Below are 21,823 nucleotides of genomic sequence, written 5' to 3' on the forward strand. Positions count from 1 at the left end.
TAGTTGAATTGGCAAAATACGCATCTTCCGGGTTGTCTGAACCTGAATTTTCAGAATTAATAATTTCGCTCGCGCAGGGTCTCTCGCAGAGGACCCTGCGATGCCTTTCTGATTTGTATGCGTGCTCAGGGTCCTCTGCGAGAGACCCTGCGGTGACAGTAAAAAAAACAAAACAGAAGCGTGGACGCTTAAACTGGCTTAAATTGCCGACTGGTAAAGGTGCTTATAACCGTTCACCCGGTGTATCGAAACCGTACGTTTTCTCTCTGAATAACAAATACAAATAACTGAATACGAACTAGTTACATTTAAGGCACAAGCATTGCGCTTTAAAACTGATTGAAAGTTCACGGTCGGAATAATTGATGCAAACACCCACAAATTATGCTTAAAAATTACTTTAAAATAGCCTGGAGAAATCTGATTAAGAATAAAGCGCATTCTGTAATTAACATACTAGGTTTATCTGTAGGGATGGCGGTAACCATTTTGATCGGCCTTTGGATATGGGATGAACTCTCTTTTAATAAAAGTTTTGCCAATTACAACCGCATAGTGCAGGTTATGCAGCACCAAACTTTTAATGGCGTTGTAGGCACTCAAAATGATATGCCCATACCCATGGGCATTACACTTAGGCAGGATTACAAGGCCGATTTTAAATATGCAGTACTTTCCAGCTGGACCGGCGACCATATTTTAACATACCGCGATAACAAGGTTGTACAAAACGGCAACTACATGCAACCGGAAGCGCCCGATCTTTTTACCTTGAAAATGGTTGAAGGCACGCGTAGTGGTTTAACCGATCCAAGGTCTATAATGCTATCTGCATCGGCCGCGAAGGCCGTTTTTGGCAATGCCGACCCTATTAACAAGGTAATTAAATTTGATAATGCTTACGACTTGAAAGTAAGCGGTGTTTATGAAAATTTTGCACACAACAGCGAGCTACGCGAAGTGGCATTTATAACGCCTTGGGACTTGTATGTAGATTCGGAACCATGGATAAAAAGAGCCTCGACCCGTTGGGGAAACAATTCATTTCAAATATTTGCGCAACTCAATCCCAATGCCGACATCGACAAGGTTTCAGCAAAAATTAAAGATGTTAAGTTAAAAAACATTGCTGCCCAGGGCGATAAAGTTGGGGCAACCTTTCACCCCACCATGTTTTTACAGCCGATGTCGAAACTTCACCTCTATTCGGAATTTAAAGATGGAGTAAACACAGGTGGCGCTATAGAATTTGTGTGGATGTTTGGCATAATAGGCGTGTTTGTATTATTGCTGGCCTGCATCAATTTCATGAACTTAAGCACCGCGCAATCAGAAAAACGAGCCAAAGAAGTAGGTATACGCAAAACGCTTGGTTCTTTCCGCCTTCAGCTCATTTCACAGTTCTTCAGCGAATCGATACTGACAGCTATTTTTTCATTCATTGTATCCTTGCTGCTGGTACAGTTAAGCCTCAACTGGTTTAATAATATTGCAGATAAAACGCTCAGTGTGCCATGGCAAAATCCCTTATTTTGGATCGGCGGTGTAGTATTCAGCATCATCACCGGGTTAATTGCCGGCAGCTACCCTGCGCTTTATCTTTCATCTTTTCGGCCGGTTAAAGTGCTGAAGGGTACATTTAAAGTTGGCAGGCTTGCATCAATGCCCCGTAAGGTACTTGTTGTATTGCAATTCACTATATCAGTAGTTTTAATTATCGGCACGGTTGTGGTTTTCAGGCAGGTACAGTTTACCAAAAACCGCCCGGTTGGTTATAATCGCAATGGATTGCTTAGGATTGATATGCGCACACCCATCATCCATCAAAGTTTCGATGCCGTTAGGAGCGATCTAATCCGTTCGGGCGTAGTTACGGAGATGGCCGAGTCTGGCAGTCCCCTAACTGGCGTATGGTCAAACAATAGCGGTTTCGAGTGGCGCGGCAAACCCGCGGGCTTACAGGATGATTTTGGCACCATTCCGGTATCAACTCAATTTGGTAAAACGGCTGGCTGGAAAATAGTTCAGGGCCGCGATTTTTCGAAGGATTTTCTGACGGATTCTTCGGCAATGGTTATAAATGAAGCCGCAGCAAAATTTATGAATTTTAAAAACCCTGTTGGCGAGATTGTTAGCAATGGTAAAAAATATACCATTATTGGCGTAGTGAGCGATATGGTTATGTCATCACCCTATGATCCTGTAAAGCCTACCCTGTTCCCAATGCTTAATCAAAGGGGCGTTGTGGTTAATATCCGTGTAAATCCTAATGTTAGTATGCACGAGGCATTGGCTAAAATAGAAGCCGTGTTTAAGCAGTATGACCCAAGCAGTCCGTTCGGCTATATTTTTAGCGACGAAGATTATGCCAAAAAATTCAGTAATGAAGAGCGTATAGGTAACCTGGCGGGTTTCTTTACCATACTGGCAATTTTTATTAGCTGCATGGGCTTGTTTGGTATGGCCTCATTTATGGCCGAACAGCGCACCAAAGAAATTGGGGTGAGAAAAGTGCTTGGCGCAACCGTTTTAAGCTTGTGGCAGTTAATGAGTAAAGACTTTGTAGTATTGATCCTGATATCGCTTTTTATAGCAGTACCGATAGGTTATTACTTTATGAACGGTTGGCTTCAGGATTACAAATACCGCTCCGACCTATCATGGTGGATCTTTGCACTAACCGGTTTGGGTACCATAGCCATCACCTTGCTTACGGTTAGTTATCAAAGCATAAAAGCGGCCCTTGCCAATCCGGTTAAATCTTTACGGTCTGAGTAATGACCAACTTGTCACTAATATAATTGCTTAACAGCGCTAGTATATTTTTTTTAATTTTTCGCTGGCGACATTTTGCCAGCGAAAAATGACTTAAAAGTAGTGAAAAGTGGTGCATGGCTTCATTTTCGAAACCCGCAAAAATCGCAACACTTTCATTATAAAAGCATTGCAAACAAAAATGACTTTTAAGTAGGAACACAGTGGTGCATATGGTGCATTGCACCATGCACCACCCGGCGGCTTAAAACCAACCATTTTCTACACATGCTTAACCGCATTAATTATTACTTTTGAACCTGTCTGAAATAACTTTGCGCCCCCTCTCGAGAAGGGAATCAAACACTTTATTGTTCAGACCCAAAAGAACAAAACAAATAAATGGGTTACAAAAGCTTACAAGCCTGCATTACAGATCTGGAAAAACATGGTCACCTCATCCGTATTAAAGAAGAGGTAGACCCGCACCTCGAAATGGCCGCCATTCATCTGCGTGTATATGAGCAGCAGGGTCCGGCACTGTTATTCGAGAAAGTGAAGGGTAGCAAGTTTCCGGCTGTATCAAACCTGTTCGGCACGCTCGAGCGTTCCGAATTTATATTTCGGGATACCCTGCCTAAGATCAAAACGCTCGTCGGCATAAAAACCGACCCAATGAAGGCGCTTAAAAACCCTTTAAAATATGCCAACGTGGGCTTAACAGCTCTCTCTGCCCTGCCCATGAAAGTGAGTAGCAGTCATATCAAGAATTTCGAAAAAACAACAGTAAGCGCCCTGCCGCAAATTGTAAACTGGCCTATGGATGGCGGCCCCTTTGTAACCATGCCCCAGGTTTATACCGAAGATGCAGACAAGCCCGGCATCATGAACGCCAACTTGGGGATGTATCGCATACAATTGGGTGGTAACGATTATGTTCAGGATAGGGAAATCGGCCTGCACTATCAATTGCACCGTGGTATTGGCGTACACCAAACTAAGGCCAACGCAAAAGGCCAGCCACTAAAGGTTAGCATCTTCGTTGGCGGGCCACCTTCGCACCCAGTTGCGGCGGTAATGCCCTTGCCCGAAGGCTTATCTGAGATGACCTTCGCTGGTGCTTTAGGCAATCGCCGTTTCCGTTATTTTTATGATCCCGAAGGTTTTTGTATGTCTGCCGATGCCGATTTTGTAATCACCGGCACGGTTATGCCTCACGAAAACAAACCCGAAGGTCCTTTCGGCGATCACTTAGGTTATTACAGCCTTACGCACCCGTTCCCGTTGATGAAGGTGCATAACGTTTATCACAAAAAGGACGCAATTTGGTCGTTCACCGTGGTGGGCCGGCCGCCTCAGGAAGACACCAGCTTCGGCGCGCTGATTCATGAGATCACCGGCTCTGCCCTTCCTAAAGAAATACCTGGTCTGCACGCCGTAAACGCCGTTGATGCTGCTGGTGTACACCCCTTATTATTTGCCACGGGAAGCGAGCGCTATACTCCTTACATTAAAGAACGCAAGCCTCAGGAAATCCTAACCATTGCTAATCATATACTGGGTAAAAACCAACTTAGCCTTGCCAAATATCTTTTTATTGCAGCTCAGGAGGATGATCCGAAATTGAACGTAAATGACATTTACGGATTCCTGAAACACTGCCTCGAACGCATCGACCTAACCCGCGACCTGCACTTCTACACCAAAACTACTATCGATACCCTCGATTATAGTGGAAGCGGCCTAAACAGCGGCAGCAAGGTTGCGCTAACCGTGGCCGGCGATGTAAAACGCGAGTTAATAGCTGACCTGCCATCGGGCTTTACACTGCCTGAAATGTTTACGGACTATAAATTGGCTATGCCAGGAGTACTAGCTATTAAGGCCCCAAAATATCAGTTGGAATTGGAAACCGAAAAGCAAATTGCCCTGCTAAACGATCACGTTAAAACCATTAACCTTAACGGCTTGCCTTTAATGGTGTTATGTGACGATGCCCAGTTTACCGCGGCCAACATCAACAACCTGGTTTGGGTTACGTTTACACGAAGTAACCCATCGCACGATATCTTCGGCATTAACAGCTTCATCGAACATAAGCACTGGGGTTGTACCGGTCCGCTGATTATTGATGCGAGGATGAAACCTCACCACGCTCCCGAGTTGATAAAAGACCCCGAGGTTGAGAAGCGTGTTGACGAGTTAGTAAAAAAAGGAATAATTTAAGCCATTGGTAATCTATTGGCGCACACCAATGAACCTTGAACAAATGCGTCAATCAACTCTTCAAGAAATCAACTTAATCCTTAACTTAGCGGACTTTTTTATTTAAAATGAACAAATTTTACGGTACTGGGGTAGCCATGGTAACCCCATTTGACAACGGCGGTCAGGTTGATTATGACGCGCTAAGAAAACTGATCGACTACCTGATTGAGGGTGGCATCGATTATTTAGTTTCATTAGGTACAACCGGCGAAAGCGCCACTTTAAATAAGGAAGAGAAGAAGAAGGTTTGGGCATTTACTGCGGAAGTGAATAACGGCCGCGTGCCATTGGTTGCCGGCATTGGCGGCAACAATACTGCTGAAGTTGTTGAAGAAATTAAAGGTTTCGACACTACAGGTTATGATGCAATTTTATCGGCCAGCCCCAACTACAATAAACCAACCCAACAAGGTATTTATCTGCACTACAAAGCGATTGCTGAAGCATCGCCCCTGCCAATTATTTTATATAACGTACCAAGCCGTACAGGCAGCAACGTAAGCGCCGAAACTACTGTAAAACTGGCTACAGACTTTAACAACATCATCGCTATTAAAGAAGCGTCGGGCAATTTTGATCAGATGAACCAGATTATGCGCGATAAGCCCGAAGCGTTTATGATGATCTCTGGCGATGATCCGATCTCGTTCCCGATGATTGCGATGGGTGCGGTTGGTGTAATTTCTGTGGTTGGTAATGCATTGCCAAAACAGTTTTCGACCATGATTGATCTTTGCCTCGAAGGAAAGTTCAAAGAAGCGCAACATGGACATTATGATGTGATAGACTTCACCCGCCTGATGTTTGTTGAAGGCAGCCCTGCGGGCGTTAAAACCGCTCTGAAAGAGATCGGTGTTTGTGGTGATACTGTACGCTTACCACTGGTACAGGTAAGCGATGTTGTTAAGGACAAGATTATTGCGGAGACTAAAAGGATTATAGGGTAAAGAGAGTCAAGAATCGAGAATCAGGAATCAAGATTTTTAAAAACTGTCTTTGCGAGGAACGAAGCAAGGACAGTAAGAAATATAAAGTAAAAGGCCCAAAGATTATCTTTGGGCCTTTTACTTTATCAGTGAATCTGAATTATTATAAGCTATTGATCCACTTCACCAAATCATCGCGGGTTTTGCCGGTTTTTTGTTGAAGCTTGCCTAATAGTTCATCGTCTTTACCTTCTTCGTGTACTAAATCGTCGTCGGTTAAATCACCGTAAGCTTGCTTTATCTTGCCTTTCAGCTCGTTCCAGCCGCCTTTTAATTCTAACTTGTCCATGTTGTTCTTATTTAGATATATTAGTTTAACACAGCTAAATAAAATTAGTTTAGAAATTACAAAGCACCTGCCTTAATTTCCTCAACCACAGCCGGATCTAATAATGTACTTGTATCGCCTAAATTAGAAGTATCGCCTTCGGCAATCTTCCTCAAAATGCGGCGCATAATTTTGCCCGAACGTGTTTTAGGTAATCCGCTTACAAATTGAATTTTATCAGGTTTGGCGATAGGGCCAATTATACGCTGCACAGTCATGATGATGTCCTTGCGATTCAATTCGGCATCGCCGTGGTGGCCTGGGCTTACCACAAAGGCATACACACCCTGGCCTTTAATATCGTGTGGATAACCTACCACTGCTGATTCTACAACACTGCTGTGCATGTTAATGGCATTCTCAACCTCGGCGGTACCAATGCGGTGACCGGATACGTTCAGCACATCGTCCACACGGCCTGTTATACGGTAGTAGCCATCTTCATCTCGAAGACAACCGTCGCCGGTAAAATACATGTTCTCGTAAGTAGCAAAATAAGTCTGGCGGCAACGTTCATGGTCACCATAGGTGGTGCGTAATATACCCGGCCAAGGGAATTTAATACAAAGGTTCCCACTCACGCCGTTTCCTTCAATCTCGTTACCATTTTCATCAACCAAAACCGGCTGAATACCAGGCAAAGGTAAAGTGGCATAGCCGGGCTTGGTTGGCGTAACACCGGCAATTGGTGTTATCATATGCCCGCCATTTTCGGTTTGCCACCAGGTATCTACTATAGGGGCTTTGTTATGGCCAATATTGTCGTCAAACCAGTGCCATGCTTCTTCGTTTATCGGTTCGCCTACTGAGCCTAATACTTTTAGCGAGCTAAGGTCTTTATCTTTCAAAGGATCTAAGCCAAAACTCATTAACGAACGGATAGCAGTTGGTGCGGTGTACAGAATATTTACTTTATACTTCTGCACAATGTCCCAAAAACGACCAGCGTCCGGGTAGGTTGGTATCCCCTCAAACATTACCGAGGTAGCCCCTTGTGAAAGCGGCCCGTATACAATATAAGAGTGACCGGTTATCCAGCCGATATCTGCTGTACAGAAATAGACTTCGCCCGGGGTGTACTGGAAAGTGTTGGCAAATGTGTAGCCTGCATAAACCATGTAGCCACCGCAGGTATGCACCACCCCTTTCGGCTTACCGGTTGAACCTGATGTATAAAGGATAAAAAGCATATCCTCGGCATCCATTTCTTCTACCGGGCATTCGGGATTGCCCTGGGTTTCTACTTTTTTAATCTCGTCTTCCCACCAAACGTCGCGGCCTTTAATCATAGAAACAGGCGTGCGGCTGCGGGTAAGTACAATTACACGTTTAACAGAAGGGCATTGTACTAATGCATCGTCGATAACAGATTTCAGCGGCAGGTCTTTAGTACCGCGGAAACCGCCATCGGCTGTAATTACCACATTACACTCCGCGTCTTTAATTCTATCGGCAATTGATTGTGCCGAAAATCCCCCGAACACTACCGAGTGGATAGCACCTAAACGGGCGCAGGCCAAAACGGCAATAGCCAGCTCGGGCAGCATTGGCATATAGATACAAATACGGTCGCCTTTTTTTACGCCATTGTTTTTGAGCACATTGGCAAACTGGCAAACTTTGTCATGCAGTTGTTTATAAGTTAATACACGGTGATCTTCGGTAGGATCGTTTGGCTCCCAAATAATGGCTGGTTTATCACCCAGGGTTTCTAAATGGCGATCAAGGCAATTTTCTGTTATGTTTAATTTAGCCCCTTCAAACCATTTAACTTTGGGTTCTTTAAAGTTCCAGTTTAAAACATTATCCCACTTTTTTCTCCATTGAAAATTTTCGGCAATGCCGGCCCAAAATGCTTCGGGTTGCTCTACACTGTATCTGTAAGTTTCTTTGTATTCTTCGAAAGATTTGATCTTCATGTTGCTCATGATAGTATATAATGGTGGCGTAAATTAGTAAAATTTGCTTCAACAGGCATTAATAAAACAGTAACTTTTAGGATAAATAATTACTCAAAATGTTGTCGAGGCTCTTTTAAAGGTTAATAATTATAGCGTTTAACACATAGAGTGTAGCAAGCCCGCAAAACCCTTATAGTCAATTATTGAGGAGTTATTCACATGTTAATATCTTTTTGAATTATTTTCCAAACACTGTTGATTATTAAAGATAAAAAACCGATATTTGCAAACTCTTTTGAGAAAAAGCGTAATCATTTAACAGAATTGTCATGTCAAGAATTTGTGATTTAACAGGAAAAAGCCCGATGAGCGGCCATAACGTTTCTAATTCAAACGTTAAGACCAAGCGTAAGTTTTATCCTAATTTAAAGATCAAGAAGTTTTATATCCCTGAAGAAGATAAATGGATCACTTTAAAAGTATCTACTTCTGCTGTAAAAACTATCAGCAAGAACGGTATAACTGCTTGTATCAATAAATTTGTAAAAAAAGGATATATTTAGTAGATCGTTGGTGAATGATTAGGTAATTGGGTTATTAAGTTTTAACTCGATAACCCGGTAACTCGCTAACTCAATAATTTAAAAGAAAATGGCTAAAAAAGGCAACAGAGTTCAGGTAATATTAGAGTGCACCGAGCATAAAGAGAGCGGTATGCCAGGTATGTCACGTTACATTACCACTAAGAACAAGAAAAATACAACCGAAAGATTGGAGTTAAAAAAGTTTAACCCAGTTTTACGTAAAGTAACCGTTCATAAAGAAATTAAGTAATATTGGTTATTTAGCTATTAAGTTATTAGGTGTATTAAGTTTTTTAGAAACTGATAACTCAATAACTAAGTAACTCAATAACTACAAACTAAAAAAGATGGCAAAGAAAGTAGTTGCAACCCTAAAAACTGGTAAAGGTAAAGAGTACTCTAAAGTAATTACCATGGTGAAATCACCTAAAACCGGTGCTTACTCATTCAAAGAATTAATTGTACATAACGATCACGTTAAAGATGCAATTAACGAAGCTAAAGCTTAATTAAGCCCTTAGTAAAAGCATAAAAGCCGTCTTGCAGTTTTGCCAGAGGGCTTTTTTTGTAAACACATAATCTGTTTGGCTCTATCCAAGCCAGTCAGATTCGCAGTTTTTTTGACAATGGTGTTGTTATTGAGGTGTAAGGGTACACTTAATAATTCGCACCTTTGCAAATCATTACATCCGCACAAAAACAAGTATGGGATTATTTGATTTTTTTAAGAAAAAAGAAAGTACACCACAAGAGCAGCAGGCGCTTGATACTGGTCTGGAAAAAACTAAAGACAATTTCCTTTCCAAAATATCCAAAGCCATTGCCGGTAAATCAACCGTTGATGATGATGTGCTGGATGAGCTGGAAGAAATACTGGTTACCAGCGATGTTGGTGTTAGTACTACCCTAAAAATTATTGAGCGCATACAGGAGCGTGTTGCCCGCGATAAATATGTAAGCACTTCTGAACTCAATGGCTTATTGCGCGATGAGATTCAGCAACTGCTAGCCGAAAATAACAGCAACGATTTTAACAGTTTCGAGTACGGCGACCACAAGCCATACGTAATTATGGTTGTGGGTGTTAATGGTGTTGGCAAAACAACAACCATTGGCAAGTTGGCTCATCAGTTAAAGCAAGCCGGTAATAAAGTAGTTTTAGGTGCTGCCGACACCTTCCGGGCCGCGGCGGTAGATCAGATTATACTTTGGGGCGAGCGGGTTGGTGTTCGTGTAGTATCACAGGCTATGGGCTCAGACCCTGCTTCGGTTGCTTACGATACCCTGCGTTCTGCCGTTTCTAACGGCGATGATGTAGCTATTATAGATACTGCAGGCCGTTTGCATAATAAGGTTGGTTTAATGAATGAACTAACCAAAATTAAAAACGTAATGCAAAAAGTGGTTCCGGGTGCCCCGCACGAAATATTGCTGGTATTGGACGCATCAACCGGACAAAACGCTATTGAGCAATGCAAACAATTTACACAGGCAACTGATGTTAATGCATTGGCGTTAACCAAACTTGATGGCACGGCCAAAGGCGGTGTGGTGATCGGAATATCAGATCAGTTTAAGATCCCAGTTAAATATATAGGCGTAGGCGAAGGCATGAACGACTTGCAGTTATTTGACCGCAAGGGGTTTGTGGACTCGTTATTTAAGAAATAATATCCTAATATGTCATTGCGAGTGCCAGCGCGGCAACCTCGTCGCTAATCAAACTACGAGGTTGCTTCGTCGTACCTCCTCGCAATGACACGATATATAAGAAAAAGCGAAAGAGATTAGAAGATAGATGAAGACAAAATCAATAGACAAATCAATTAAACCTGCCAAACCTCGTGTAAACGTGGTTACTCTTGGCTGCTCTAAAAACACTTACGATTCGGAAATTCTAATGGGCCAACTCAAAGGAAACATGTTCGACGTAGTGCATGAAGCTGAGCGTGTGGGTAAAAATGATATTGTGGTAATTAATACCTGCGGTTTTATTGACAATGCGAAGCAGGAGTCTATCGATACTATTCTTCAATACAGTGAGCTTAAAGAGCAGGGTAAGGTGGGTAAGGTAATCGTTACCGGTTGTTTATCCGAGCGTTATAAACCCGAGCTGGAAGCCGAAATTCCAAACATTGATAATTACTTTGGTACCAATGACCTGCAAAATCTATTGCAATCGATCGGTGCCGACTATAAATACGAGTTACTGGGCGAACGCCTTTTAACTACCCCTTCGCACTTCGCGTATTTTAAAATTGCAGAAGGTTGTAACCGTCCATGCTCTTTCTGTGCCATCCCGCTAATGCGTGGTAAGCACGTAAGCACGCCGATGGATCAGTTGGTAAAAAATGCGGAGTCGTTGGCTAAAAATGGCACTAAAGAACTGATTCTGATCGCTCAGGATTTAACCTATTATGGCCTTGATCTTTACGGTAAACGTAATTTAGACGAGTTGCTTCGCCGCTTGTCTGACGTTAACGGTATCGAATGGATTCGTTTACAATACGCCTACCCTTCCGGTTTCCCGATGGAAATCTTGGACGCTATGAACGAGCGCGATAACATTTGCAAATACCTGGATATGCCATTGCAGCACATTACAGATAATATGCTGAAATCGATGCGTCGTGGTACCACCAAGCAAAAAACAATTGATCTGGTAAATGCTATTCGCGATAAGGTTCCGGGCATAGCCATGCGTACAACGTTGATCACTGGTTATCCTGGCGAAACCCAGCAGGATTTTGAAGAAATGGCTCAATGGGTTGAAGACACAAAATTCGACCGCCTGGGTTGTTTTACTTACTCGCACGAAGAAAAAACTGCCGCACATAATCTGGTTGATGATGTTCCGGAAGAAGTAAAACAGGAACGCGCAGATGCCATTATGGAAATTCAGCAAGGAATTTCTTTCGATAAAAATCAGGAGAAAATTGGCAACACTTACAAAGTATTGATCGACAAAATGGAAGGTGGTTATTTTGCCGGCCGTACTGAGTTTGACTCTCCAGAGGTTGATAATGAAGTATTGATCGACGCCACGACACAATATGCCACTATTGGTACATTTGTAAACGTGAAGATTGACAATGCGGAGGACTTTGACCTTTATGGACAAATTGTAAAATAATTGCAAAGTTAGCGTGGCATTTAGATCAATAATATACTTTTGACACAATGGATGCCACCTGTATCAACTACAAAGACACCGGCTATTTTTCGAAAACCGTTACCGACTATCTGGACGATCAGCCCGATCTGAGATCATTTTATGCCTATCGCCCCGATCTGAAGGGTTTTGCCGATCTGTTTAACGACAAAAAAGTAACCGCAGATCGTAAGCTTTTGGTAGAGGTGCTCACAGAGCAGTATCAGTCTACAACCCCGGTTAACGGCCAGGCTATTATCCCTACGGAGAATATCGCTGCTCTAATAAACGAAGATACTTATACCATTACCACAGGTCACCAGCTCAATATTTTTGCTGGTCCACTGTTTTTTATCTACAAAATAGTTACTGCAATTAAGCTGTGCAAGCAGCTTAAGGAAGCGTTCCCCGATAAAAACTTCGTACCGGTTTATTGGATGGCTACCGAAGACCACGATTTTGCCGAGATCAACTACACCAATGTTGGCGGCAAAAAAGTACAATGGGGCTTAGATGCTGCAGGTGCAACGGGCAGGCTAAATACCAAAACCATACGCGACGCCCTTAACCAGTACAAAGGTGTTTTAGGCATGGAAGGCCACGGCCCCGAGCTGGCACAGATTATGGAAACAGCTTATTCGGCTTTCGATAACCTTGCCGACAGCACCCGTTATTTGGCTAATGCCTTGTTCGGACAATACGGCCTGGTTGTTATAGATGCCGATGATAGCCGACTAAAAAAGCATTTCGCCGGTATTATCACGCAGGACATTATCGAGCAAAACAGCTATAAGCAAATTATGGCTACCACTCAGCTTCTGCAAACGCTGAATGTACATATACAGGTTAATCCGCGCGAAATTAACTTTTTTTATCTGACAGAAGGCTTGCGCGAACGCATCGTTTTCGAGAACGACCGTTATCATATCTTAAATACAGATATCAGCTTTAGCGAAGCCGAACTTAAACAGGAAATTAACGACCATCCCGAACGCTTTAGCCCTAATGTGGCTATGCGCCCTTTATACCAGGAATATATTCTACCTAACCTTGCCTACATTGGCGGCGGAGGCGAACTGGTTTACTGGCTGGAATTAAAAGCTAATTTCGACCACTATCAGATCAATTTCCCGGTGTTGATATTACGTAACTCGGGCTTGGTAATGCGCCAGGAAACTGCCAATAAGATTCAAAAAATGGAACTAAAGGCATGTGATTTATTCAAAAGTGCAGATAATATCAAAAGCGAATGGGTTAAGAAACATACCAAACACGATCTATCCCTTAATGACGAGTGGCGCGAGCTGAACCACATCTTCGAAAAAATAAAGCTGCGTGCCTGCAAAATAGACGAAACCCTTTCGCCTTCTGCTGCAGCGGTACAGGCAAGGCTTAAGCATGCCATTGATAACCTCGAACGCAAATTAATCCGCGCCGAAAAACGTAATTACAGTACCCGCTTAGAACAGATTGATTCTATCAAAGCCGACCTCTTTCCCGGTGGTGGTTTGCAGGAGCGTAATGAGAACTTTGGCCTATTCTACGTAAAATATGGCCAGTCGTTTATCGACGAACTGATCGAGAACTTCCAACCGCTAGATTTTAAATTTACGGTACTAACAGCTTGACAAACAAGGTATAATTAGTATATTGTTGTACTAAATCTTACCAAGCTTTATGAACCTACGTAATTTTTGCTACGTTCTGTTATTAAGCGTAGCGCTCGCTTCTTGTAAAAAAGATGGATCGTCTAAAGAAAGTCCATCAAACGCAGACAAATACCAGCTCACTATTATAAATGGGAACAATCAAACAGATACGGTTGGGCTCATGCTCAAAGACAGTATTGTTATAAAAGCAACTAATAATGATAAAGCTTTAACGGGTTACCATATTCAATTCTTAAGGGCAGGTTGTGCTGAAGATTTAACCAACGAACTGATAACTACAGCAGAGGGTAAAGTAGTATTTAGATGGTGGTTGGCCGGCAATGCGGGGCAGCAAAACCTGAAAGTGCGCTTGCTCGACACACAAAATAAGCCTCTCGATTCTATTACAGTTAATAGTACTGCGCTGGCACACAAAGGAGTTGGATGGCATCTGAGTGCTTGTGTACCATTTACTGCAAGCCTTAATAAATTTTGCAAACTTAGTACAGGAAGAATTTTTGCAAGTTTAGGCAAAGCCTATGTTCGCTACTCGGATGATAATGGTAACAGCTGGTTTCCTGTTAAAGGATTAGGTGACACCCACAACATAGTTTCTATTTTGGCAGGGCCTAAAGATGAATTGGTTGCACTTGCCTTCCAGGAAGGTATTTATTATTCAAAGGATGCGGGCTTAACGTGGACGTTTATGGGAACCACTCCGTTTGCAAACGAAGTCTTTTGGGATATGGCTATGACTCGCACCGGTAAATTAATATATACCAGTAGGCAACGAAATGTATATCTGTCTGAAGATTACGGCAAAACCTGGAAATTATTAAATAACGGGCTGACTAACAATCCTTATGCTTATACCTATCCTACAGAAGCCCAAAACGGAGACCTATATCTTGTTGACGACAACGGCGTGTTGTATAAATCGACAGATGCTGGAGCTAATTGGAAGGCTGTTACCAGCCACATAAATGATGGGGTTAACTTTGAGCAGGTAGTATCTTTGTACTGCGCAAATAATGGCTGGTTATACAAAGGTCGCCAGGATCCTACAGGTGGATTATTTGTTTCTAAGGATAATGGCGCAACTTATTCCCGATTATTAAATCTGCCCAACTCCTTTGTATTTATGCCTAGCATGGCTCCAAATGGTTATATTTATTTTCATCTATTATTTAGCGGATTGTTTCTATATGACGGGAACGCAGCTAGAAAAATATGGGATGATGAAGGCGCTGGTAGAGGTACGCCTTATATTATTGCCAATAATGGTGCCGTTATCGTATCGAGCCGCCCAGCTATCAGATTCTATAACTAATAGCTAATACTAAACTTTGATAGCATGTCGTACCTAAGCCAACTTTAATATCCGGGCATACAACAATAACGAAATTTTTTTATCCCGATCCTTTTTATATTTTACAGCATGCATTTTAACTCAACCATCCTTATCATACCCGGCCTGGGCAATTCGGGCGAACAACATTGGCAAACTATCTGGCAAAACGAATACAACTTTATCCGTGTAGAACAACAAGATTGGGAAACACCTGTGTGTAACGATTGGATTGAAAATTTAGATGCAGTTATTAACCAGTACAATCCCGCGGAAGTTCTATTAGTTGGCCATAGCCTCGCCTGCAATACCATTGCCAACTGGGCAAAGGAATATAAAACACCCATTAAAGGCTCTTTACTGGTTAGCCCGAGTGATACGGAGGCCGAAAGTTATCCAAGTGGCACCACTGGTTTTGCACCGATGTTATTGGATAAGCTCCCCTTCCCTACTATCGTGGTATCCAGTAGCGATGATTATTATGTTAGCCCTAGCCGAGCCGAACAATTTGCCGAAGCTTGGGGCAGCGAGTTCATCAGTATTGGCAAGGCGGGTCACATCAATGCATCATCCGGATTTGGTAAATGGGATGAAGGTTTGGAGATCTTGAAGGCCTTGGATTAACAGGCACTATTGCTCTCGAGGCTGACAGAAAAGCGGGCCATGCGCGGGTATTGTGCGGGGAAGCTTTTTTCTGTCTTGATTTATTTACGTCTTAATATTTTTTATTGCGTTCATGAGATCGCTACGCTAAGTTTTTGGTTACTTTTGGATCAAGCCAAAAGTAACTAGGCTCCTGCGGCTATGAGCAGACTAACGCTAATCAAAAATACTGTCTCTGTAAGTTGGGGATTGCTTCGTACCTCGCAATGACGCGTTTGGTTCTTTACATTTATCCATGCTTATCTCTTCATCTACCCTACTCACTTTCGCCCAAAATATATTCCTGGCTATAGGCTGTTCGCAAGAGCATGCTAAACTCGCTGCCGATGTTTTGCTTAAGGCGGACCTGCGGGGTATCGATTCGCACGGTGTTGCACGCTTAAGCGGCTATGTGAGGCTTTGGGAGAAACAACGTATTAATGCCACACCAAACATCCGCATCGTGCACGAAACGGCCACCACCGCCACCGTTGACGGCGACGCTGGCCTCGGGCTGATTGTAGCGCCCTTCGCCATGCGAATTGCTATAGAAAAGGCGGAGAAATACGGCTCTGGTTGGGTGGCGGTACGCAATTCTAATCACTTTGGTATTGCCGGTTATCATGCGTTAATGGCCGTAGAAAAAGACATGATCGGTTATGCTTTAACCAATGCCAGTCCGCTGGTGGCGCCTACCTTTTCTAACGAACGCATGTTGGGTACCAATCCTATTTGTTATGCTTTCCCGGCAGGTAAATATCCTCCTGTAATTGTAGATATGGCAACTTCGGCAGCCGCCAATGGCAAACTCGAAATTGCCCAACGCAAAGGTATTGATGTGCCCGAAGGTTGGATTCAGGATAAGCAAGGCAATGCCGTAGTTGACCCTCACAGTTTAAAATCAGGAGGCTCATTACTGCCATTGGGTAGCGATCGCGAACATGGCAGCCATAAAGGTTTTGGACTGGGCTCTATCGTAGATATTCTGTCCGGCGTATTATCCGGTGCAGCTTACGGGCCTTGGGTTCCGCCTTTTGTGGCTTTCTTAGAACCATCGGCCAATCCTCCGGGTCAGGGCATCGGTCATTTTGTTGGTGCTATGCGGGTTGACGGTTTCCGACCGGCGCAGGATTTTAAGGATAACCTCGACAACTGGATCGAACGTTTTAAATCAGCAGAGCAAATTAACCCAGATCAAAAGGTAATAATCCCCGGCGAACCCGAGTTGGAAGCCGAAATAGATCGCGCCCAAAACGGCATTCCCTTAGTAGACGCCGTTGTGAAAGATTTGAACGAATTGGCTGGGAGGTTTGGAGTGGAAAAGTTGAGATAATTAATTGTATGCTTTCCTAAAGTCAATCCCAATCTGGGTGAGCCTTGACGCATTTAATCTCTTTTGAGAATTAAGATTTCTTGTATAAACATTAGATTGAGGCCAATTATGTTTTATGTCCATCTTTGGCCCAGTATCATTGTAAAATTCTATTAAAGATTCTCGCATCAAAAAATAAGATTCAAAAATCTCCTTAAAGGAATGAATTTCCTTCGCGGTAAGATATAAAATGAGATTATTAAAAGATGATTGAAGATAACCTTTATTGGTTCCTCTAAACGATCTAAATCTTTTGCAGTTATGCTTTTGCTCATTATTTCATGATGGTTAATACCCGAAAAAAAATTCTCGCAGATTATATAATCTTTTATAAAGGCCGTGATTGAATCAGCCTTTTGTTTCTCAAACAATGTAAATTTAACTTCCTTTCGTTTAAATCGTTGTTCTGTTATTTTGCTAACAAAGTATCCTACTACGCCTAAAAGCAATGTTAGTTGACTCCAATACTGCAAAAGGTTTTTTATTAAAAGCATGTATAAATCTACAATTTATCTTTTAATTCCCCTCTCGAGAGGGGTTAGGGGTGTGTTTCTTTATGCTTTATGCTTAATACTTTCTAATTGCAGATGACACACCCCTCCCACTACACCATTCATCGCGCCCCCTCTCCCCGCAGGAGTCCTTTGGACAAGAGGGGAATGAAAAATTACTATTTAATAACTTTAACCGGCAGGAGTTTATAGACCGAGCGTTTGCTGGATACTACCGCAGATTGATTGTTACTTTGTTCCCGAAGCTCAGTTGCGTCTACCTTATATAATAGCGAGTCGGTTAACTTTACAACATCAAAATTGTAATAATTCCGGATAGTATCTTTAGCCTTGACTTTGAGGTTGGGGATTAGCGATATACTTGCGATACCTCGCTGCGGCATTATTACAACGGTGTATTTTCCAGAGTCGATCACCCGCGCAGAATCGGGTTTCCAAAGATTGCGTTCAAAGTTTTGATCTTTATCAAATACCATCAGGTCAATATCATTGCTGTCGACCTTGTGATATTGATTGTCTGTCCCAAAAACACTATCCAATTTCCAGGTACCCGCTAGTTTACTAACCGTTTTACGCTCTGCGCTGTTGTACGTACAAGCACTAAACAACAATACCACCAGCACTATTAATGCTGATGGTATTGTATATAAAAAACGGTTATGTATCCTCATGTTTTACTCAATCAAAACGCCAATGTAGTAGTTAAACGTATCAACTTCTAAATTGTCTTTAGTAAGGCCATTTATTTCTATAGCCTTCGCCGTTCTGGTTGGTTTAATGTACTGGTATTCGCCGCCTTTTACTTTAATGCGCACCGGCATTTCAAAACCATCTGCATCGGCTATCCAACGCACATAAGTTTTACCCTGGCTGAATCTAAATTCTAAGGTTGGGATATTAATATAACGCAAATACTGATTAAATATCGGGGTTAAATTCATGCCCGACTCTTTATTGATGTAGCCTACAATCTGCTCGGTAGTTACAGTTTGGTGATAGAAGGTTTTGTTCAATCCACGCAGAATGTTACGCCATTTCTCATCATTATTAATGGTCATGCGAATCATATTCAGCGTGTTGCCACCTTTATCATACATATCACCCGAACCATCTTCGTTTACGCCTAAATTAGGTGCGATAACAGGCTCTTTATTCTGGATCAAATGGCGCTGGCCGTGGGTATACTCCTGCCCTGCCTGTTTGCCCCAAAGGCTTTCGGTAAATAAGGCTTCCGAGTAATTGGTAAAGCTTTCGTGGATCCAGCTATCGGCCAGGTCTTTCGAAGTGATGTTATTACCGAACCATTCGTGGCCGCTCTCGTGTACAATAATAAAATCCCATTTAGTACCCCAACCGGTTTGCGAGCGATCTGTACCCAGGTAGCCGTTTCTATATTTATTACCATAAGCAACAGCGCTTTGATGCTCCATACCCAGGTGCGGCGTTTCTACCAGTTTATAGCCATCCTCATAAAAAGGATAAGGACCAAACCAATGTTCAAAAGCAGTAAGCATTGGCTTTACGTCACGGCCGAATTGCTTTTTAGCTTTTTCAAGGTTGTAAGGCAGCACCCAATAATCTAAAGTTAACTTACCCTTTTCACCCGCAAAAGTATCGCCGAAATGCGTGTAATCGCCAATGTTAGCGGCGATATCGTAGTTGTTGATCGGGTTAGCTACAAACCAATCGAAACGGGTGTAGCCATCTTTTAACTTAGTCACTTTACGCAGGCGACCGTTTGAAACATCCTTTAGTCCGTTTGGTACACTAATACTGATCATCACGCTGTCAACCTCGTCTGCCTGTTGATCTTTATTAGGCCACCATACGCTCGCACCCATACCCTGGCATGCCGAAGCCACCCATGGTTTGCCCAACGAATCGGTAGAGAACATGATACCACCATCCCAGGGCGCTCGTTTGGCAACTGTTGGATTACCGGAGTAGAAAACGGTGAACTCATCCTTACTTCCCTGCTTAATGGTTTGTGGGAAAGTTACAAACACCGCGTTAGCATCGCGGGTGTATGGCAATTCCTGGCCTTTGTAAACTACTTTTTCAACCTTCAAATTCGCAAACAGATCAAACTGTAACTTATTGAAATCTTGTGTGGCCGTAAACTTGAACAAGTTGCTGCCGTTGATAAATTTCTGATCGATATTAAACTTCACATCCAGGTGGTAGTAATTAATATCATAACAGGTACGCAACGGCGAAGTCAGTGATCCGCGCAGGGTATCGGCGTGGGTAAACGTTTGTTTTTTGGTCAGCAGTTGCGCATTAGCTGAAAACGAAACAAGAGCAGCGAATGCTGCTCCTGTTAATATTGCTTTTAATTTAAGCATGGTAAATTATTTTATGACCTGTACATCAACATAGCTGTCGTTATAAACAGTTTCTGTTGCTTTTACATAATCGCTTTCGTTTGCTTTGTAAGGATTAGCCACAAAGGTTTGAGGGTTACGTGCAAACAATGGGAAAGCGGTGCTTTGAACCTGGATCATAATGCGGTGACCTTTTTTGAACGTGTGCAGCACATCTTGCAAACGTACATTTACATCAGTTTTTTGTCCTGGAACCATAGCCTCTGGTTTCTCGAAGCTGTTACGGAAACGTGCCGGCATAATTTCAGAACGCACCATTTGCCAGTAGTTGCTCAGGATGATGTTCTTGTTCGGCATGTAATCGTTGTTTTTTTCGCTGCCCGGGTAAACGTCAATCAGCTTAACAATGTAATCGGCATCCGTACTGCTATTCGCTACTTTAAGGTGAGCCATAATCTGGCCGCCCAAGGTAACATCGTCGGTTAAAACTTCCGATTGATAAACTAATACATCAGTACGGCGACCGGCAAAACGCTGATCTTCGCTCATGTAGTTGTGCGGCGTAAAGCCCATAGTAGTGGTATTATCTTCGGTGTAAGGAACCGGTTTTAAAGGATCACTTACGTAAGATACAGAACCTGTTGATGATTGTTGTTCTTTACCCAATTTGCCATCGGCGTTCAGGAAAAATTTCTGCGTAGTTGCGTTGGCAGCTGGCCATTGCGCAAATTTTTCCCATTCTTTTTTGCCCGTATCATACATATAAGCTTTTGGCAAATCAGAGTTTTTGTCGCCATTGCCTTTCAGGAAGTGTTCGAAGAATTTAGCCTCGATGTCTTTTTGGTAGAAAGTGGCAACGCTATCGCCAAAGTATACATTGCTATGCATGGTGTGCCCGGTTTCGCGCGACCAGCGGCCGTGACCGAATGGCCCCATCACGATAGTGTTATATGCAGAAGGATCGGTTGTGTTAATGCGTTTAAACATATCCAACGGGCCGCTTAAATCTTCGGCATCGTACCAGCCGCCTACAAACATTACAGCAGGCTTAATTTTACCGTAATGACGTGGCAGACTGCGTGCTTGCCAAAACTCATCGTAGTTAGGGTGATTAACGGTTTCTTGCCAGTAGAAATTGTCTTTGTAATATTGATCAGCATTTTTCAATGGACCCATATCTAATAAAAACTGGTAACCATCGCGGGTATTAGCTTTAATGTTTTGATCGCCGTACCAGGCTTTGCTAGTGGTATCTTTCTTCTGAACACCAAAAACAGGGTAAGTAAAGAAATAGCTCTCTAACAAAGCACCATTATGGTGAAAATCATCAAACCAAAAATCGGAAATTGGCGCTTGTGGCGAAGAAGCTTTTAAAGCAGGGTGGTTTGAAAGGATACCCGCCGCAGTGTAAAAGCCCGGATAAGAGATACCCCATTGACCAACTTTCCCATTGTTGAAAGCTGCGTTTTTAACCAACCAGTCGATGGTGTCATAAGTATCAGAACCTTCATCAACATCTTTCTTAGATTTTTTATTGTCGATAACCGGGGTCATGTTGGTCCAGGTACCTTCGCTTTTGTAGCGGCCGCGTACATCTTGGTAAACCACAATGTAACCCTGTTTCATCATGATATCAGATGGGCCCAAACGCGCAGGGAATTTGCCCTCGCCATAAGGTGCAATGCTATAGCATGTACGCTGCATTACAATAGGATACTTCTTTTGCGCCGAAGCATCTTTAGGTGTATAAATAGCAGTAAACAGTTTAATACCATCGCGCATGTTAATGTAAACCTCTTTTTTAGTGTAGTTTTCTTTAGCGTAGCTGCTGGTTGTCGCAGTTTGTGCAAACAGCGAGTTAATACAGCACACGGCAACTATTAAAGCCGCAATTTTTTTCATGTTATGAGTCAGTTAGTTAATTGGCGGCTAAAATATAAAGTTAAACTGAATTTACAGCCGATGCGACAATCCTTTTACAATAACAGATGACGTTAATGTTAT

The 21,823-nt window shown here is 42.7% G+C and carries 17 protein-coding genes; 12 read left to right on the forward strand and 5 right to left on the reverse strand.

What is annotated here, in order from left to right:
• Positions 1 to 384 precede the first annotated feature (384 nt).
• From GSY63_RS18475 to dapA, 3 genes are all read left to right on the forward strand, one after another.
• The gene (locus tag GSY63_RS18475) at positions 385 to 2,778 is read left to right on the forward strand and encodes an ABC transporter permease (RefSeq protein ID WP_166587311.1); all 2,394 of its coding nucleotides are present in this window, start codon (positions 385 to 387) and stop codon (positions 2,776 to 2,778) included.
• Between the two features lie 378 nt (positions 2,779 to 3,156).
• Positions 3,157 to 4,980 (forward strand): UbiD family decarboxylase, encoded by a 1,824-nt coding sequence (locus GSY63_RS18480; protein WP_166587312.1) that lies wholly within the window; start codon positions 3,157 to 3,159, stop codon positions 4,978 to 4,980.
• 107 nt (positions 4,981 to 5,087) lie between these two features.
• Positions 5,088 to 5,969, forward strand: a complete 882-nt coding sequence (gene dapA, locus GSY63_RS18485; protein ID WP_166587313.1) for a 4-hydroxy-tetrahydrodipicolinate synthase — start codon at positions 5,088 to 5,090, stop codon at positions 5,967 to 5,969.
• Between the two features lie 142 nt (positions 5,970 to 6,111).
• Here dapA and GSY63_RS18490 read toward each other — a convergent pair whose 3' ends face one another.
• Both GSY63_RS18490 and acs read right to left on the reverse strand, forming a co-directional pair.
• Positions 6,112 to 6,297, reverse strand: a complete 186-nt coding sequence (locus GSY63_RS18490) for a CsbD family protein (protein WP_166587314.1) — start codon at positions 6,295 to 6,297, stop codon at positions 6,112 to 6,114.
• Positions 6,298 to 6,353: 56 nt separating this feature from the next.
• The gene (gene acs, locus GSY63_RS18495; RefSeq protein ID WP_166587633.1) at positions 6,354 to 8,255 is read right to left on the reverse strand and encodes an acetate--CoA ligase; all 1,902 of its coding nucleotides are present in this window, start codon (positions 8,253 to 8,255) and stop codon (positions 6,354 to 6,356) included.
• 311 nt (positions 8,256 to 8,566) lie between these two features.
• On the opposite strand from acs, the gene rpmB reads away from it, so the two are divergent.
• From rpmB to GSY63_RS18540, 9 genes are all read left to right on the forward strand, one after another.
• A complete protein-coding gene (rpmB, locus tag GSY63_RS18500; protein ID WP_166587315.1) occupies positions 8,567 to 8,800 on the forward strand; it encodes a 50S ribosomal protein L28 in 234 nt (77 codons plus the stop codon).
• Positions 8,801 to 8,888: 88 nt separating this feature from the next.
• Positions 8,889 to 9,071, forward strand: coding sequence for a 50S ribosomal protein L33 (gene rpmG, locus GSY63_RS18505; RefSeq protein ID WP_074490316.1), 183 nt, complete (start codon positions 8,889 to 8,891; stop codon positions 9,069 to 9,071).
• A 97-nt stretch (positions 9,072 to 9,168) separates the two neighbouring features.
• Positions 9,169 to 9,330 carry a DUF4295 domain-containing protein gene (locus tag GSY63_RS18510; protein WP_166587316.1) on the forward strand — a complete coding sequence of 54 codons (162 nt, stop codon included), beginning with the start codon at positions 9,169 to 9,171 and terminating at the stop codon, positions 9,328 to 9,330.
• A 196-nt stretch (positions 9,331 to 9,526) separates the two neighbouring features.
• A complete protein-coding gene (gene ftsY, locus GSY63_RS18515; RefSeq protein WP_166587317.1) occupies positions 9,527 to 10,492 on the forward strand; it encodes a signal recognition particle-docking protein FtsY in 966 nt (321 codons plus the stop codon).
• 127 nt (positions 10,493 to 10,619) lie between these two features.
• Positions 10,620 to 11,954, forward strand: a complete 1,335-nt coding sequence (rimO, locus tag GSY63_RS18520) for a 30S ribosomal protein S12 methylthiotransferase RimO (RefSeq protein ID WP_166587318.1) — start codon at positions 10,620 to 10,622, stop codon at positions 11,952 to 11,954.
• A gap of 47 nt (positions 11,955 to 12,001) precedes the next feature.
• A complete protein-coding gene (bshC, locus tag GSY63_RS18525; protein WP_166587319.1) occupies positions 12,002 to 13,600 on the forward strand; it encodes a bacillithiol biosynthesis cysteine-adding enzyme BshC in 1,599 nt (532 codons plus the stop codon).
• 49 nt (positions 13,601 to 13,649) lie between these two features.
• A complete protein-coding gene (locus GSY63_RS18530) occupies positions 13,650 to 14,951 on the forward strand; it encodes a WD40/YVTN/BNR-like repeat-containing protein (RefSeq protein ID WP_166587320.1) in 1,302 nt (433 codons plus the stop codon).
• A 108-nt stretch (positions 14,952 to 15,059) separates the two neighbouring features.
• A complete protein-coding gene (locus GSY63_RS18535; RefSeq protein ID WP_166587321.1) occupies positions 15,060 to 15,593 on the forward strand; it encodes an RBBP9/YdeN family alpha/beta hydrolase in 534 nt (177 codons plus the stop codon).
• Positions 15,594 to 15,867: 274 nt separating this feature from the next.
• Positions 15,868 to 16,944 (forward strand): Ldh family oxidoreductase, encoded by a 1,077-nt coding sequence (locus GSY63_RS18540; protein WP_166587322.1) that lies wholly within the window; start codon positions 15,868 to 15,870, stop codon positions 16,942 to 16,944.
• Between the two features lie 709 nt (positions 16,945 to 17,653).
• Here GSY63_RS18540 and GSY63_RS18545 read toward each other — a convergent pair.
• From GSY63_RS18545 to GSY63_RS18555, 3 genes are read right to left on the reverse strand one after another with little or no spacing between them, the layout of a single operon-like run.
• A complete protein-coding gene (locus tag GSY63_RS18545; protein WP_166587323.1) occupies positions 17,654 to 18,166 on the reverse strand; it encodes a hypothetical protein in 513 nt (170 codons plus the stop codon).
• 3 nt (positions 18,167 to 18,169) lie between these two features.
• Positions 18,170 to 19,840, reverse strand: a complete 1,671-nt coding sequence (locus GSY63_RS18550) for a M1 family metallopeptidase (RefSeq protein ID WP_166587324.1) — start codon at positions 19,838 to 19,840, stop codon at positions 18,170 to 18,172.
• A 6-nt stretch (positions 19,841 to 19,846) separates the two neighbouring features.
• The gene (locus GSY63_RS18555) at positions 19,847 to 21,721 is read right to left on the reverse strand and encodes a CocE/NonD family hydrolase (RefSeq protein ID WP_166587325.1); all 1,875 of its coding nucleotides are present in this window, start codon (positions 21,719 to 21,721) and stop codon (positions 19,847 to 19,849) included.
• Positions 21,722 to 21,823 lie beyond the last annotated feature (102 nt).

The organism is Mucilaginibacter agri (assembly GCF_009928685.1).
Lineage (GTDB): Bacteria > Bacteroidota > Bacteroidia > Sphingobacteriales > Sphingobacteriaceae > Mucilaginibacter > Mucilaginibacter agri.

Excerpts from the sequence above, each read along its gene's own strand:
- dapA (WP_166587313.1), top strand. The coding sequence starts at position 5,088 with ATGAACAAATTTTACGGTACTGGGGTAGCCATGGTAACCCCATTTGAC.
- GSY63_RS18555 (WP_166587325.1), bottom strand. The coding sequence starts at position 21,721 with ATGAAAAAAATTGCGGCTTTAATAGTTGCCGTGTGCTGTATTAACTCG.
- GSY63_RS18540 (WP_166587322.1), top strand. The coding sequence starts at position 15,868 with ATGCTTATCTCTTCATCTACCCTACTCACTTTCGCCCAAAATATATTC.
- GSY63_RS18490 (WP_166587314.1), bottom strand. The coding sequence starts at position 6,297 with ATGGACAAGTTAGAATTAAAAGGCGGCTGGAACGAGCTGAAAGGCAAG.
- GSY63_RS18550 (WP_166587324.1), bottom strand. The coding sequence starts at position 19,840 with ATGCTTAAATTAAAAGCAATATTAACAGGAGCAGCATTCGCTGCTCTT.
- GSY63_RS18480 (WP_166587312.1), top strand. The coding sequence starts at position 3,157 with ATGGGTTACAAAAGCTTACAAGCCTGCATTACAGATCTGGAAAAACAT.
- rimO (WP_166587318.1), top strand. The coding sequence starts at position 10,620 with ATGAAGACAAAATCAATAGACAAATCAATTAAACCTGCCAAACCTCGT.
- rpmB (WP_166587315.1), top strand. The coding sequence starts at position 8,567 with ATGTCAAGAATTTGTGATTTAACAGGAAAAAGCCCGATGAGCGGCCAT.
- bshC (WP_166587319.1), top strand. The coding sequence starts at position 12,002 with ATGGATGCCACCTGTATCAACTACAAAGACACCGGCTATTTTTCGAAA.
- ftsY (WP_166587317.1), top strand. The coding sequence starts at position 9,527 with ATGGGATTATTTGATTTTTTTAAGAAAAAAGAAAGTACACCACAAGAG.
- GSY63_RS18475 (WP_166587311.1), top strand. The coding sequence starts at position 385 with ATGCTTAAAAATTACTTTAAAATAGCCTGGAGAAATCTGATTAAGAAT.
- acs (WP_166587633.1), bottom strand. The coding sequence starts at position 8,255 with ATGAAGATCAAATCTTTCGAAGAATACAAAGAAACTTACAGATACAGT.
- GSY63_RS18535 (WP_166587321.1), top strand. The coding sequence starts at position 15,060 with ATGCATTTTAACTCAACCATCCTTATCATACCCGGCCTGGGCAATTCG.
- GSY63_RS18545 (WP_166587323.1), bottom strand. The coding sequence starts at position 18,166 with ATGAGGATACATAACCGTTTTTTATATACAATACCATCAGCATTAATA.
- GSY63_RS18530 (WP_166587320.1), top strand. The coding sequence starts at position 13,650 with ATGAACCTACGTAATTTTTGCTACGTTCTGTTATTAAGCGTAGCGCTC.
- rpmG (WP_074490316.1), top strand. The coding sequence starts at position 8,889 with ATGGCTAAAAAAGGCAACAGAGTTCAGGTAATATTAGAGTGCACCGAG.
- GSY63_RS18510 (WP_166587316.1), top strand. The coding sequence starts at position 9,169 with ATGGCAAAGAAAGTAGTTGCAACCCTAAAAACTGGTAAAGGTAAAGAG.